Annotated in this window: 14 protein-coding genes; 4 read left to right on the top strand and 10 right to left on the bottom strand. The window is 64.4% G+C overall.

Going from position 1 to position 13198, the window contains the following annotated elements:
- Positions 1-30: 30 nt before the first annotated feature.
- Entirely contained in the window at positions 31-1359 is a 1329-nt protein-coding gene (locus tag AC3WR3_RS18475) for a hypothetical protein (RefSeq protein WP_492292794.1), read from the bottom strand.
- Positions 1360-1582: 223 nt separating this feature from the next.
- Between AC3WR3_RS18475 and AC3WR3_RS18480 the strand changes: the two genes are divergently transcribed.
- Entirely contained in the window at positions 1583-1900 is a 318-nt protein-coding gene (locus AC3WR3_RS18480; protein ID WP_205642988.1) for a YnjH family protein, read from the top strand.
- 267 nt (positions 1901-2167) lie between these two features.
- Here the strand turns inward: AC3WR3_RS18480 and AC3WR3_RS18485 are convergent, their stop codons facing one another.
- Both AC3WR3_RS18485 and AC3WR3_RS18490 read right to left on the bottom strand, forming a co-directional pair.
- Entirely contained in the window at positions 2168-2566 is a 399-nt protein-coding gene (locus AC3WR3_RS18485) for a hypothetical protein (RefSeq protein WP_492292796.1), read from the bottom strand.
- Positions 2567-2608: 42 nt separating this feature from the next.
- On the bottom strand, positions 2609-4057 hold the full coding sequence (locus tag AC3WR3_RS18490) for a catalase (protein ID WP_492292798.1): 1449 nt from the start codon (positions 4055-4057) through the stop codon (positions 2609-2611).
- 153 nt (positions 4058-4210) lie between these two features.
- Between AC3WR3_RS18490 and AC3WR3_RS18495 the strand changes: the two genes are divergently transcribed.
- Together AC3WR3_RS18495 and AC3WR3_RS18500 are read left to right on the top strand one after the other, a co-directional pair.
- A complete protein-coding gene (locus AC3WR3_RS18495) occupies positions 4211-4699 on the top strand; it encodes a GNAT family N-acetyltransferase (protein ID WP_492292800.1) in 489 nt (162 codons plus the stop codon).
- Positions 4696-5553, top strand: coding sequence for an AraC family transcriptional regulator (locus AC3WR3_RS18500; RefSeq protein WP_492292802.1), 858 nt, complete (start codon positions 4696-4698; stop codon positions 5551-5553). Before AC3WR3_RS18495 ends, AC3WR3_RS18500 begins: the two co-directional genes overlap by 4 nt.
- A gap of 211 nt (positions 5554-5764) precedes the next feature.
- Here the strand turns inward: AC3WR3_RS18500 and AC3WR3_RS18505 are convergent, their stop codons facing one another.
- Together AC3WR3_RS18505 and AC3WR3_RS18510 are read right to left on the bottom strand one after the other, a co-directional pair.
- Complete coding sequence (locus tag AC3WR3_RS18505) at positions 5765-6676, bottom strand: DMT family transporter (protein WP_492292804.1); 912 nt, start codon at positions 6674-6676, stop codon at positions 5765-5767.
- A gap of 120 nt (positions 6677-6796) precedes the next feature.
- Positions 6797-7240, bottom strand: coding sequence for a DUF2214 family protein (locus AC3WR3_RS18510; RefSeq protein WP_202047557.1), 444 nt, complete (start codon positions 7238-7240; stop codon positions 6797-6799).
- Positions 7241-7349: 109 nt separating this feature from the next.
- Between AC3WR3_RS18510 and AC3WR3_RS18515 the strand changes: the two genes are divergently transcribed.
- A complete protein-coding gene (locus tag AC3WR3_RS18515; protein WP_404837318.1) occupies positions 7350-8960 on the top strand; it encodes a sensor domain-containing diguanylate cyclase in 1611 nt (536 codons plus the stop codon).
- Between the two features lie 23 nt (positions 8961-8983).
- Here the strand turns inward: AC3WR3_RS18515 and AC3WR3_RS18520 are convergent, their stop codons facing one another.
- The 5 genes from AC3WR3_RS18520 to AC3WR3_RS18540 are packed head-to-tail and all read right to left on the bottom strand — an operon-like array spanning position 8984 to position 13195.
- Positions 8984-9643, bottom strand: coding sequence for an HAD family hydrolase (locus AC3WR3_RS18520; protein ID WP_492292806.1), 660 nt, complete (start codon positions 9641-9643; stop codon positions 8984-8986).
- 39 nt (positions 9644-9682) lie between these two features.
- A complete protein-coding gene (locus AC3WR3_RS18525; RefSeq protein ID WP_492292808.1) occupies positions 9683-10690 on the bottom strand; it encodes an ABC transporter ATP-binding protein in 1008 nt (335 codons plus the stop codon).
- Between the two features lie 6 nt (positions 10691-10696).
- Positions 10697-11473, bottom strand: a complete 777-nt coding sequence (locus AC3WR3_RS18530; RefSeq protein ID WP_492292810.1) for an ABC transporter permease — start codon at positions 11471-11473, stop codon at positions 10697-10699.
- Positions 11466-12362: an ABC transporter permease gene (locus tag AC3WR3_RS18535; RefSeq protein ID WP_492292812.1), complete on the bottom strand. Its 897-nt coding sequence runs from the start codon at positions 12360-12362 to the stop codon at positions 11466-11468. Before AC3WR3_RS18535 ends, AC3WR3_RS18530 begins: the two co-directional genes overlap by 8 nt.
- Positions 12362-13195, bottom strand: coding sequence for an alkaline phosphatase family protein (locus AC3WR3_RS18540; RefSeq protein WP_492292814.1), 834 nt, complete (start codon positions 13193-13195; stop codon positions 12362-12364). The genes AC3WR3_RS18535 and AC3WR3_RS18540 overlap by 1 nt, the downstream gene beginning before the upstream one ends.
- Positions 13196-13198: the final 3 nt, after the last annotated feature.

Here is a 13198-nt window from a genome sequence, read left to right on the forward strand (position 1 = left end):
ATGGTGCACGGGTTCGCCCTCTTACACGACTTAGTTGAGCAGCTTCTCCAGCTCGGCCTCGGCATCCGCCCTGGCCTGATCGCTCTGCTTCATCTGGGTTTCCACCTTGTCGGCCTGCACCTGCACAGTGCCGGTCGCCCCGCTGACCACCTTGTTCAGCTGTTGCTGCGCGGCCTGCCTGGCGGTGTCGCCGACGACCTTGTCTGCCTGTTGCTGCGCACTGGCTGCGGCCTGCTTGGCGGTATCGTTGACCGCCTGCTGGGCGGAGCGGCTCACGGCCTGGTTGGTTTGCCGCAAGATATCGGTGGCATCGCTCACCGTCTGGGTGGCCGAGTCGCTGACAGCCTTGCTGGCCTGCTGCTGCGCCTGGGCAGTGGCACTGCCGACCGCCTGTTTGGCCGAGTCGCTCACCGCCTTGCTGGCCTGCTGCTGCGCCTGGGCAGTGACGCTGCCGACCGCCTGTTTGGCGGAGTCGCTCACTGCCTTGCTGGCCTGCTGCTGCGCCGAGGCAGTGGCACTGCCGACCGCCTGTTTGGCCGAGTCGCTGACAGCCTTGCTGGCTTGCTGCTGCGCCGAGGCGGTGGCACTGCCGACCGCCTGCTTGGCGGAGTCGCTCACCGCTTTGCTGGCCTGTTGCTGCGCCGAGGTGGTGACGCTGCCGACCGCCTGTTTGGCGGAGTCGCTGACAGCCTTGCTGGCCTGCTGCTGCGCCGAGGTGGTGACGCTGCCGACAGCCTTGCTGGCCTGCTGCTGCGCCTGGGCAGTGGCACTGCCGATCATCTGGCTGGTCGAGTCGGTCAGGGCCTGAGTCGCGCTCTGTTGCAGGTTGCCCATCACATTGCCAAGCAGGGAACCGCTTGTTCCCGTCATCACCTTGCCGGCGTCGGTGAGGGCGGTGGCGGTCGGGTTGCCGGCCTGCCACTCCTGCATGGCGCTCGGCCAGATCGGGGTCGCCGCCGTCAGGTTCTCGCCAAACACCTGGGTGGCGCCGTCGCCCTTCTGCAACATGACGGAGAGCTGGTTGGTGTCGGCGTTCCACACCATGCCGGCCTGTTTGGCCACATCCGGCACTGGGGCGTAGCGGGAGACCACGTAAAACAGCGGCCCCTCCTGCTGCAACTCGTTGGCCGTCTTGAGCAACTGCATGGTGCTGTCGTAGTTGGGCCCCAGCATGGCGGTCATCCTGTCCTTGATCAGCGGTTGTTCGAACAGGTTGGCCTCGTTCGGATCGAAACCGACCAGGGGTTTGAGCAGGGCCCACATCAGCTGGCTGGTGGGGCTCATCATCAGCAAGGGGGCCACGCAGGCGGACAACATCAGGCTCAGGCAGGCGGCCTTGAGCAACGGCATGATACGCATCGACAACATATCCAAGTAATTATTTGATTAATAAGGTTATATACTGTCTTTTCCCGACAGCATGACCCGAACTGGCCCGGCCCTTCACCCATGGGGATCGGCGGGCGCTGGCAGGCTATCATATTGCTTCCGGAATGCCAGATGAGCCGACACTTATTGGTCAAGTCGGCGACGCTGGTGGTCGCTTTAGGGGATCACTCTCTCGTTGTCACAGGTGTCACTCATGATCCGAACCGCGTTTTGTCTGTTTGCCCTCGGCGGGCTCCTCCCTGCCCAGGCGGCCCCGGCGTCGAACACCCTCAGCCACTCGGTGGGCACGGATCTGGTGTTGCCCCTGGGCTCGCTGCCCGAGCGGGTCTGCTGGTATCAGGATCAGAAATATTCCCTCGGATCTCGCATCCAGCAGGGGGATCTCTGGCTGGAGTGCGGCCCGCAAAACGACCAGGAGAGCAACGGGCCCCTGGCCTGGCGCGAACCCGCCAGCTACGAGCCCGTCGACGAAGGGGCGGCCAACAGGGAGACGATCAGGGTGGGTCAGTGAGCCTTTTCTTGATCCAGCTACAGACACGGGCGTGATCCCTGTCGCATAATGCAGCTCCTTTCTTCTCTTGGCTGGAACCTAAGAAATGGCTCGTCGCTCTTCCAATGCACAACGTCGTCGCAGTAGCTGGTGGTACAAACGCTTGTTGGCAAGGGAGCGGGAAGAGCGCGAAGCGCGTTCCGTCCGGGATTGATACCGCATTGAAAAACGGAGCCTCGGGCTCCGTTTTAATTCATCACCACAGGTTCATTACCGCAGGCAGGTTGATTACCACAGGTGGATAATGGTGCCGCTCTGCCAATGCACAACGTCGTTGCCGTCGTAAGCTGGTGGTACAAACCCTTGTTGGCAAGGGAGCGGGAAGCGCGCGAGGGCGCTGCGTCCGGGATGGATACCGCATTGAAAAACGGAGCCTCGGGCTCCGTTTTTATTCATCACCACAGGTTCATTACCGCCGGCAGGTTGATTACCGCAGGTGGATAATGGCGTCGCTCTGCCAAGGCACAAGGTCGTTGCCGTCGTGAGCTGGTGGTACAAACCCTTGTTGGCAAGGGAGCGGGAAGAGCGCGAGGGCGCTGCGTCCGGGATGGATACCGCATTGAAAAACGGAGCCTTGGGCTCCGTTTTTGCATTTATCACCGTCAGCATCACGATAACGGGGGCCATCAGGCCCCCGCTTTGCGTTTGCAGATGTTGCCTGCCTGCGGCTTAGCGCTGCAAGGCGGCCAGTGCCAGCTCGACCCGCTTGGCGTACTCGGGGTCGGCCTGCTCGAAGTGCTTGAGCTGGGCCGCGACTATGGCGTCATCCTCCACATTGATAAGGGAACGCGCCAGGTTGGCGGCCAGGCGCGCGCGCTGCCCCTCGTCCATCAGGCGGAACAGATCCCCCGGCTGGCTGTAGTAGTCGCTGTCATGGTCACGGAAGTCGTAGTGCAGGGCGGCCCCCTCCAGACTCAGCGCCGGCTCGTGCTGCTCGCTCGGTTGCTGGGTACCGAAGCGGTTCGGCTGGTAGTTGGGGCTGGCGCCGCCATTGCTGTCGCTGCGCATGGCGCCGTCGCGGTGGGCGCCGTGGTGGAAGGGGCAGCGCGGGGCGTTGACCGGCAGCAGGCCGTGGTTGACGCCGAGGCGATAGCGCTGGGTGTCGCCGTAGGAGAAGAGCCGCCCCTGCAGCATGCGATCCGGCGAGAAGCCGATGCCGGGCACCACGTTGGCCGGGGTGAAGGCGGCCTGCTCCACGTGGGCGAAGTAGTTGTCCGGATTCTGGTTGAGCTCAAGCACGCCGACCGGGATCAGCGGGTAGTCGCTGTGCGGCCACACCTTGGTGAGGTCGAACGGGTGGATCCTGTAGGTCTGGGCCTCGGCCTCCGGCATCACCTGCACATAGACCTTCCAGCGCGGGAAGTCTCCCCGCTCTATGGCGTTGTAGAGATCCGCCTGGCTGGTCTCTCTGTCCTGACCGACGGCATTGGCCGCCTCCTCATCTGTGTAGAAGCTGTGGCCCTGCTCTGTCTTGAAGTGGAACTTGACCCAGAAGCGCTCGTTGGCCGAGTTGATGAAGCTGAAGGTGTGGCTGCCGTAGCCGTTCATCTCCCGCAGGCTCCTGGGGATGCCGCGATCGCTGAACAGTATGGTGACCTGATGCAGGGATTCCGGATGGCGTGACCAGAAGTCCCAGGCGGCGGTGGCGCTGCGCAGGTTGGTGCGCGGATCCCGCTTCTGGGTGTGGATGAAGTCGGGGAATTTCAGGGGATCCCGGATGAAGAAGACGGGGGTGTTGTTGCCCACCAGATCCCAGTTGCCCTGCTCGGTGTAGAACTTGAGGGCGAAGCCGCGCACGTCGCGCTCGGCGTCGGCGGCCCCCTTCTCACCGGCCACGGTGGAGAAGCGCAGGAAGACCGGGGTCTGCTTGCCGATGGCGTTGAACAGGTCGGCCTTGGTGAATTGGCTGATGTCGTGGGTGACGGTGAAGGTGCCGTAGGCGCCCGAACCCTTGGCGTGAACCACCCGCTCGGGAATGCGCTCGCGGTCGAAGTGGGCGAGTTTCTCCATCAACCAGATGTCTTGCATCAGCACGGGGCCGCGGGGGCCGGCGGTGAGGCTGTTGTTGTTGTCGACGACGGGGGCACCGTTGGCGCTGTGCAGGGTCTTGTCAGTCATGGGGCATCTCCTTGTGATGAGCCGCCAGACTAGGGGAAGGGCGCGCCCGGCTCCAATGGAGTGTGCCTAACCCTTTGATTGGTTTCGCTGATGGGGGGTGGAAACGAACGCCAGCCTTGCGGCAAGATGGGACTCAGCCAATCAGGAGGTCTCATGTCCATCACCATTCGCCGCGCCGGGCCGGAAGATGCCGCCCCCCTGCGCGATCTCTACGCCATGCCCAAAGCCCAGGCCGGTACCCTGCAACTGCCCTTTCCCTCCCAGCAGCAGTGGGAGCAGAAGCTTGAACCGCGCGACGGAGTCTACAGCCTGTTGGCCGAATCCGATGGTCTGGTGGTGGGTAACCTGACCCTGTGGCAGGAGCCCAACCCGCGTCGGCGCCACGTGGCGAGCCTCGGCATGGCGGTGCGTGATGACTGGGCCGGGCGCGGCGTGGGCTCGGACTTGATGGCGGCCGCGCTGGATCTGGCGGACAACTGGCTCGGGCTGACTCGCCTCGAGCTCACCGTCTGGAGTGACAATGAGGCGGCGCAGGCGCTCTACCGCAAGTTCGGGTTCGTGCAGGAAGGTGTCGCCCGGGATTACGGCCTGCGCCACGGCGTGCTGGTGGACACCCTCTATATGGCGAGAGTGCGCTCATGATCGACTATCGCGAGCGCCTGACTCCCGTGCTGCGGGCACTGGAGCAGGAGCCGGATCTCTCCATCGAGGAGCTGGCGAGCCGCGCCTGTCTCTCCCTCTATCACTTCCACCGGGTGTTTACCGCCGTGGTGGGGGAGTCCCCCGGCGAGATGTGCCGCCGGCTGCGGATGCAGCGGGCAGCCTGGCAGCTCTGCTATACCGATGCCAGCGTCACCGCCATCGCCCTGGGGGCGGGGCTCGCCAGCTCCCAGGCCTTTGCCAAGGCGTTTCGCCGTCACTATGGCTGCACCCCGGGGGAGTTTCGCCGCGACAAGGGCAAGAACGGACACCTGGATCGCAAGGAAGGACACGCATGGCAAGGGGTACTCCCTTATGCTGAAGACCACTCATCAGCAAGGAGCAACACCATGAACACCGTCGAGATGGACGCCCGCACCCTGGCCTATATTCGCGTGACCGGTCCCTATGGCGAGGGGTATGACGCCGTCTGCAACCGCCTTCACCAGTGGGCCGCGCCCCGAGGCCTGGAAGGGGGAGAGTGGATCTTCATCTACCACGACAACCCCGAGGTGACGCCGCCTGCCCAGTGCCGTACCGACATCGGCATCACAGTGCCGGTGGGCACCCTGGGGACGGGGGAGGTGGAGATCCAGCTCATCCCCGCCGGGCGTTACGCCCAGTCACGCTACCTCATCACGGATCGCAACCAGTACGGGCCGCGCTGGCAGGAGCACATAGGCGACATAGTCTCCGCCGGGCTGGCGTTCGGCGACGGCCCCTGCTTCGAGCTCTATCACAGCGTGAGCAATGACCCCCTGCGCGACGACGTGAGCTTCTGCTCCAGCGTGCGCTAGGCAGACGGCAATAAAACGAGGCGCCCCTGGGCGCCTCGTTTTATTGGGGGGATGGCGCCATGCCTGCATCAGGGTGCAGCCCACCAAGGTTCGCTCGTTCAGGGTTGGCTGGGCACCTTGTCCCGGCGGGACTTCCACCACCAGCGCAAGCGGATCTGGGAGATCAGCATGCCCGCCAGCATCGGGGTGCAGCCCACCAAGGTTCGCTCGTTCAGGGTTGGCTGGGTACCTTGTCCCGGCGGGACTTCCACCACCAGCGCAAGCGGATCTGAGAGATCAGCATGCCCGCCAGCATCAGGGCGCAGCCTACGATGGCTCGCTCGTCCAGATGTTCCCCCAGCAGCAGCACACCGCCGATAGCGGCGAATACCGTCTCCAGGCTCAAGATGATGGCGGCGTGGGCCGGATGGGCACCGCGCTGGCCGACCACCTGCAGGGTGTAGCCTATACCGACCGACACCAGCCCCGCGTAGAGCAGGGCCTGCCAGCCCGCCACGGCGCCGCCGAGGGTCGGGGTCTCGATGACAAAGGCAGTACCAAGACTGAGCAGGCCGCACACCACGAACTGCACCCCGGCAAGGCGGATGGGGGCGACCCGGTTCGAGTAGTGATCCAGCACCAGCAGGTGCACGGCCCAGAACAGGGCACCGATCACCTGCAGCAGATCACCGTAGCCTATGGTGAACTCCTCGGTGACGCTGAGGTAATAGAGGCCAGCCATGGCGATGAGGGCGCCAATCCAGGTGTTGGCCCCCGTCTTGTGGCGCAGGACCAGGCCGATGACGGGCACCAGTATGATGTAGAGACCCGTGATGAAGCCCGCCTTGGCGGCCGTGGTGTAGAGCAGCCCCACCTGCTGCAGGGAGGCGGCGCTGAACAGCACGCCCCCGGCTATCAGGCCCCCGACCAGCAGCAGGCGGCGATCGCCCGATGATGATCCGGATTGCGGTCTGGGCTGGCGCGACTTGAGCCACCACAAGAGCGGCAGCAGGGAGGCGGCCCCGAGCAGGAAGCGCAGGCCGTTGAAGGTGAAAGGCCCCATGTGATCCATCCCCAGGCGCTGGGCGACGAAGCCCAGCCCCCAGATGGCGGCGGCCATCAATAACATCATGTTTGAACGCATACGGATTCATCCCTGAGAGAGCAGTGACAGAGGCACTCGGGCCCCTCTCAGTACGATACCCGTCAGCGGGGGGCTTTGTCGCCGGTGATTTGCAATCAGATGGGCGCCAGCCCGAGGCGGCTACCAGCCGCCAGCCAGCCTGGCGAGCAGGGGCAGCAGGGCGAGCAGCAGCAGGTTGCCCCGAAGGATCCAGATCACCCAGAACTGCTGCTGGATGGAGACAATGGGGGCGCGCCCCTGACGCAGGGAGCGGCGCCAGTGATGGAACAGCCGGCTGGGGTAGCCGAAGCTGAGGGCCATGGCGAAGAACAGCAGCAGCTTGGTGCGATAGCCGGGATTGGCCAGCAGGGCCGAAGGTTGCAGCGGATGAGCGAGCACCATGAGCACGCCAGTGATGAAGATGAACAGCAGCGCCAGCGCCGCCAGGCTGTCTGCCAGCAGCAGCTTGCGCACCTGCTCGATGGACATGCCGCGCCGAAACAGAAAGTACACCGAGGTGATGGCGCCGGTCAGGGTGATCACGGCGCAATAATGGAGCGCGGTCAGCAGTTCCGGGTTCAACATCCGAGCCTGTTCCTTCTCGTTGGCCACATGGCAAGCTTCTCTTTGGACGCCATAGAGCGGGGCTGATATTCTGACACTACACGACGTCGGGGGATAGCAGGAGGCAGGGTTGGATAAACGAGCAGTCTCCAAAAAGACCTGGTCCCTGGTTGCCAGGATGCGTCTGGGCCTGTTGCTGTTGTTCATTCCCGTGCTGATGCTGGGCGCCATCTACTACCTGCACATGGAGCGCAGCCTGCAACGAGAGTTGCAACACCGTCTGCTCGCCACCAACCACCAGTTGCGTCACGTCTTCATCGAACCCTACCTGCACGAAATGGAACGCCAGTTCACCCTCATCTACGACCAGGTGAAGGTGGACGACATCAGCGGCCCCCGCCTGCACAATGCCGAGAGCTATCTCAAGGAGTGGCGCCTCTACAAGGGGGTCATGGCGGATCTCATCTACATCTATGTCGGCACCGCCGAGCGCCAGATGCTTATCTACCCCGAGTGGCAGGCGGATACGGGCTTCGATCCCAGGACGCGTCCCTGGTATCAGCTGGCCAGCCAGCATGTGGGCAAGATGGTCTGGACCGAGCCCTATTACGACTACACCAACGGCAACCTGGTGATCGCGCTCGCACGGGCGCTCACCGACCAGGAGGGCAGGGTGCGCGGGGTGTTCGCGGTCGATGCCATCTTGGCGCCCTTCTCCGCCCAGCTGAACCGGCAGTGGAACAGCGGTTACCAGATGATCGTCAACCAGTCCGGCAAGGTGCTGGCCCATCCCGATCCTTCCCGGCTGCTCAAGCCCATGACGCACCCGAGCTGGCTCTCCCGCTTCAGCGCTGAGGACGGCATCTTCCTGGACTCGGACTCCCGGCAGTTTGTGGCCTACAGCCGCCTGCCCGATCGCAACTGGGTGCTGATCAGCGTGCTGCCGGCGTCGAGCATTCAGGTCGTGGTGGCGAGCGCCTCCCTCAACGTGCTCGGGGTGGTGGTGCTGGCCTGCATGCTCTATGCGCTGCTGGCCCTGGTCTGGTCCCGTTATTTCAGGCGGATGCTGGACGAGATCTCCACCATGATCCGCGCCAGCAGGATGCCACCCGATGGGGTGCCCCATGGGGGCATGCACGAGCTCAGGCACGTCTATGCCGAGCTGGCGGAGGTGAGCAAGGATTACCACGAGGCGCGCCAGCAGGCGAATCTGGACAAGTTGACCGGCCTCTACAATCGCCGCTTCTTCGACGAACGAGTCAATCGTCTGCTGTTCGAGCATCAGCCGTTCTGCCTGGCCATGGTGGATCTGGACGATTTCAAGCGGGTCAACGACACCTTCGGCCATCAGACCGGAGACGTGGTGCTCAAGCGGGTGGCCAAGCTGGGCAACCAGCTGCTGGAGGATCACGGCTGGGTCTGCCGTTACGGCGGCGAGGAGCTGGTGGTGCTGTTCGCCAACCCCGACATCCACTTCTGCCAGATGCTGCTGGAGCAGTACAGGATAGGGGTCGCGTCCCTGGACTGGCGTGAACCCGGCCTCGGGATCACCTTCAGCGGCGGCCTGGTGGCGAGCGCCCCCGGTCTGGATGCCAAGGGGCTGCTCGATATCGTCGATGCCGAGGTGTATCGCGCCAAGCGAGATGGCAAGAACCGCATCTATCTGGGGGGAGGTGCCCCCTTGGCGCAGCAGGAAGTGCCGCCGGAAGACGATGGGATACTGAGCAAGGAAGAGGCCTGAGGGCCTCTTCTTCATTCAGCGGCTCAAGGGAGCAACTGCCACGCCCACAGGGGCCAGCCCAGCTCCGAGGCGCACTGGCGCAGGGCAGGGGCCGAATTGACCGCATGGGGATGGGTCACCGCCCGCAGCATGGGGAGATCGTTGTGGGAGTCGCTGTAACCAAAGCTACCCTGCCAGATCTGCTCCCGCCCGGCAAAGAGCTGGTTGATGCGGGCCACCTTGCCCTCGCGAAAACTCAGGGTGCCGCGGGTCTGGCCGGTCAGCCTTCCCTCCTCCTCGTCGAGCAGGATGGCGACGCAGTGATCCATTCCCAGCATCTTTGCCATGGGGGCCACCAGGTGCTCGCCGGAGGCGGAGATGAGCACCAGCTCGTCGCCGCGCTGGCGGTGCCACTCGATGCGGGCCAGCCCCTCGGGGTAGAGGCGCTCGCGCAGCACCTGCTCGGCAAAGCGGGTGCAGAGGGAGTCGAGCCACTGGCGCGTCTTGCCCGCCAGGGGTTGCAGGGTGAAGGCCATGTACTGGTGCATGTCCATCTTGCCCTGATGGTAGAGGGACATCATGGCCTGCTCCTCGGCCACCATGCCCGCCGGGGCCAGCTCCTCGGCCACCATGTACTCCAGCCAGAGGCTGGCGGAATCCCCGGCTATCAGGGTCTCGTCCAGATCAAACAGTGCCAGTGCCATGGGCGCTCCTCGCAGTGAAAATGGAAATGAAATGCGGCCTCATGCTACCTCACAGAGCTGATCCCGGGCCACCGCCAGGGTCACGGCGCTCCCCACGGCCAGCAGATCGCCGGCACAGCGGTTGAGGCAATCCACCGTCAACAGCCCCGCCTCGCACTCCACCTGATAACGGATGACGTTGCCGAGCAGCTGTTGCTGGCGAATGATGCCGGGCAGGCTGGGTTCGCTGCTGCTCGCCCCGGCGGGCAACAGGGTGATGGACTCCGGCCGCAGCGCCAGCTTGCCCTGAAAACGGGGGCCGAACAGGGACTTGCCCTGCTCGGCGCCGAGCAGGTTGTAGTTGCCGATAAAGCCCGCCACAAACTCGCTGGCGGGGCGGGTGTAGATCTGCTCCGGCGTGCCGCTCTGCACGATGGCTCCCTTGTTCATCAGGAAGATCCTGTCCGACAGGGTGAGCGCCTCCTCCTGATCGTGGGTGACGAAGATGGTGGTGAGCTCGAGGCGCTGCTGGATCTCGCGGATCTGCTGGCGCAGGCTGCGGCGGATGCGGGCATCCAGCGCCGAGAGCGGCTCATCCAGCAGCAGGATCCGCGGCTGCACCACCAGGGCGCGCGCCAGCGCCACCCGCTGGCGCTGGCCGCCGGAGAGCTCGGCCGGATAGCGGCGCTCGAAGCCGGTCAGCTCCACCAGCGCCAGCGCCTCTTTCACGCTGGCCGAGAGCTCGCGCCCCGGCTGGGGCTTCATCTTGAGGCCGAAGGCGACGTTGTCCCACACCGTCATGTTGGGGAAGAGCGCATAGCTCTGGAACACCATGCCGATGCCCCGCTTCTGGGGCGCCTGCCAGGTGATGTCTTCCCCGGCCACCCGCACCTGACCGCCATCCACCGGGGTGAGCCCGGCCAGCGCCCGCAGCAGGGTGGACTTGCCGCAGCCGGAGGGGCCGAGCAGGGTCACCAGCTCCCCCTTGCGGATGCCGAATTCGATCCCCTCGAACACCGGAGTATCGCCGTAGGATTTGTGCAACTGATTGACTTCTAAATGAAACATCTTGGATCACCGATGAAATCTGTTGGCCGCCCAGGTGAGCAGCAGGGTCAGCAGGAAGTAGCTCATCACCAGGGCGCTGGTGAAGTGGCCCGAGGTGGACCTCATGTTGTAGAGGTAGACCTGCAGGGTCTCGTAGCGGGTGCCCACCAGCATGTTGGCGAACACGAATTCGCCGAGCAGGAAGGAGAGGGAGAGAAACAGCGCCGCCAAGAGCCCCTTGCGCAGGCAGGGAATCACCACCAGCAGGAAGGCGCGCCGACTACTTGCCCCCAGCAGGTGGGCGGCATCCATCAGATCCTTCAGCGGTACCCCTTGCAGACTGTTGGCCAGCGCCCGGTACATGAAGGGCAACACCACTGTGAACCAGGTGCCGATCAGGATCCACGGGGTGCCGATGATGGGCAGGACGCCGTCGGCGTAGATCTGCAGCAAGCCCACAGAGGAGACCACGGGCGGCACCGCGAAGGGGAGCAGGATCAACAGGTTCATCCAGGGATCCAGTTTGGGGAAGTAGTAGGCCACCACCAGCACGGTCGGCACCAGCACCAGCGTGCCCAGCAGCAGGGTGGCGAGGCAGACCAGCAGGCTGCGGCCAAAGGCTGCGAGAAAGCGCGGATCGCCCCAGAGTTTGAGATACCAGTCGAGGGTGAAGCCGTCCGGCAGCAGGGTCGCCCCCCAGCGGGTGGAGATGGAGTAGAGAAAGGTGGCCAGCAGCGGCAGCAGCAGGGTGGCGACCAGCGCCCCCAGCACCCAGCGCGGCCAGCGCGGCGTCAAATCATGCATGGGATTGCCCCTTGTTCACATAGCTCTTTTTCAGCAACCACTGGTTGGCGGCTGTCACCACCCCCAGCAGCACCATCAGGATCACCGCCAGCGCCGCCGCCATATTGGGCTCGAGGAAGATATCGCCGGAGACCAGGCTCGCCACCCGGATGGTCACCAGGTTGAAGTTGCCGGTGGTGAGGGCATAGGCAGAGGCATAGGCCCCCACCGCGTTGGCAAACAGGATGATCAGGGTGCCGAGCAGCGCAGGAGTGAGCACCGGCAGCGCCACGTGCCACACATACTGCCCTTTGCTCGCCCCGAGCAGGGCGGCGGCCTGGGGCCACTCATCCTGCAGCGCATCGAACGCCGGATAGAGCAGCAGCAGGGCGAGCGGGATCTGGAAGTAGGTGTAGATGAGGATGAGGCCGGTGCCCGAGTAGAGGTTGAAGCCGTCGATGAGGCCCCAGGATTTCAGCAGCAGGGTCACGGCGCCATTGATGCCAAGAATGATGATAAAGGCGAACGCCAGCGGCACCCCGCTGAAGTTGCCGGTCATGGTGACGAAGGCCAGCAGCAGCCGTTTCACCCGCTCTCCGCTGTGGCGCAGCGCGGCCGCCCCGAGCGTGCCGATGGCGAGCCCCGCCAGGCTGGCGATGCCGGCGATGCGCAGCGAGTTGCCGAAGGATTGCAGATAGAAGGGGGAGCTCAAAATCTCCCGGTAGTGGTCGAGACCCCAGCCATCGGGGGTCTGGACGCTGCCCACCAGCACCCACACCATGGGGGCGAGCTGGAACAGGATCATCAAGAGGACAAAGGGCAGCAGCACCAGGGCCGGCAGCCAGTGGCGGCGCACCCGGCGTGGCTTCATCTGTTGATCCGCGAGGATCTCGGTGGTGGCAGGCATCATCAGTGCACCTCGCGCATAAAGGCCGCCTTGAGCAGCGGGGGGGCTGCCGGCTTGTCGTGGGGAACTCCCAGCAGATCCGCCATCAGGGCGCAGAGCTGGGTCTGGGCGATCGCCACCCCATCCGGCCAGCGCTCGACGAAGGCATCGCCAAACAGCCAGAGCGGCACGGTGCGCTCCTGGGCCAGGGTGCCGCCATGGCTGAGATCGTTGTTCATGCCGTGATCCGAGGTGATCACCACCTGATACCCCTCTGCCAGCCACTGGGGCAGCAGATCGGCCAGCAGGCTGTCCATCCGGCGCGCCTGATTGCGGTACTGACGGGAGTCGAGGCCGAACCTGTGGCCCGCGTCATCCACCCCCATCGGGTGGATCAACAGAAAATCGGGGTCGTACTGGCTGCGCAGCCACTCGCCATCCATCAGCAGATGGCTGTCGGGGTAGGCGTCATCCCAGTAGAAGCAGCCGTGCTGAATGGGCAGCTGCTCGTCGTGAGTAAAGCGATCCCGGGCCGCCAGCCAGGGGCTCTGGTTATAAAGCTCGCTCACCCAGTAATAGGCCGCCGCTGCGGTGCGTTTGCCTGCGGCACGGGCCAGATGGAAGATGGATTCATGCTGGCTCAGGCGACTCACCCCGTTGTGAGTGATGCCGCTCGCCACCGGCGGCACGCCGGTCAGGATGCACTCGTAGAGGGGTCGGGAGAGAGAGGGCAGGGCAGAATTCAGGGTCGTATGCAGGCCGCGCCCCGCCTCCACCATGCCGAAAAGGTAGCCCATGCAATGGGCTACCTCGGCAGAGAGGCCATCCACAAGTACCACTATCACCTTGTGTTGCACTGG

The organism is Aeromonas sp. EU05-FHT14A05 (assembly GCF_058791175.1).

Excerpts from the sequence above, each read along its gene's own strand:
- AC3WR3_RS18475 (WP_492292794.1), bottom strand. The coding sequence starts at position 1,359 with ATGCGTATCATGCCGTTGCTCAAGGCCGCCTGCCTGAGCCTGATGTTG.
- AC3WR3_RS18480 (WP_205642988.1), top strand. The coding sequence starts at position 1,583 with ATGATCCGAACCGCGTTTTGTCTGTTTGCCCTCGGCGGGCTCCTCCCT.
- AC3WR3_RS18485 (WP_492292796.1), bottom strand. The coding sequence starts at position 2,566 with ATGGCCCCCGTTATCGTGATGCTGACGGTGATAAATGCAAAAACGGAG.
- AC3WR3_RS18490 (WP_492292798.1), bottom strand. The coding sequence starts at position 4,057 with ATGACTGACAAGACCCTGCACAGCGCCAACGGTGCCCCCGTCGTCGAC.
- AC3WR3_RS18495 (WP_492292800.1), top strand. The coding sequence starts at position 4,211 with ATGTCCATCACCATTCGCCGCGCCGGGCCGGAAGATGCCGCCCCCCTG.
- AC3WR3_RS18500 (WP_492292802.1), top strand. The coding sequence starts at position 4,696 with ATGATCGACTATCGCGAGCGCCTGACTCCCGTGCTGCGGGCACTGGAG.
- AC3WR3_RS18505 (WP_492292804.1), bottom strand. The coding sequence starts at position 6,676 with ATGCGTTCAAACATGATGTTATTGATGGCCGCCGCCATCTGGGGGCTG.
- AC3WR3_RS18510 (WP_202047557.1), bottom strand. The coding sequence starts at position 7,240 with ATGTTGAACCCGGAACTGCTGACCGCGCTCCATTATTGCGCCGTGATC.
- AC3WR3_RS18520 (WP_492292806.1), bottom strand. The coding sequence starts at position 9,643 with ATGGCACTGGCACTGTTTGATCTGGACGAGACCCTGATAGCCGGGGAT.
- AC3WR3_RS18525 (WP_492292808.1), bottom strand. The coding sequence starts at position 10,690 with ATGTTTCATTTAGAAGTCAATCAGTTGCACAAATCCTACGGCGATACT.
- AC3WR3_RS18530 (WP_492292810.1), bottom strand. The coding sequence starts at position 11,473 with ATGCATGATTTGACGCCGCGCTGGCCGCGCTGGGTGCTGGGGGCGCTG.
- AC3WR3_RS18535 (WP_492292812.1), bottom strand. The coding sequence starts at position 12,362 with ATGATGCCTGCCACCACCGAGATCCTCGCGGATCAACAGATGAAGCCA.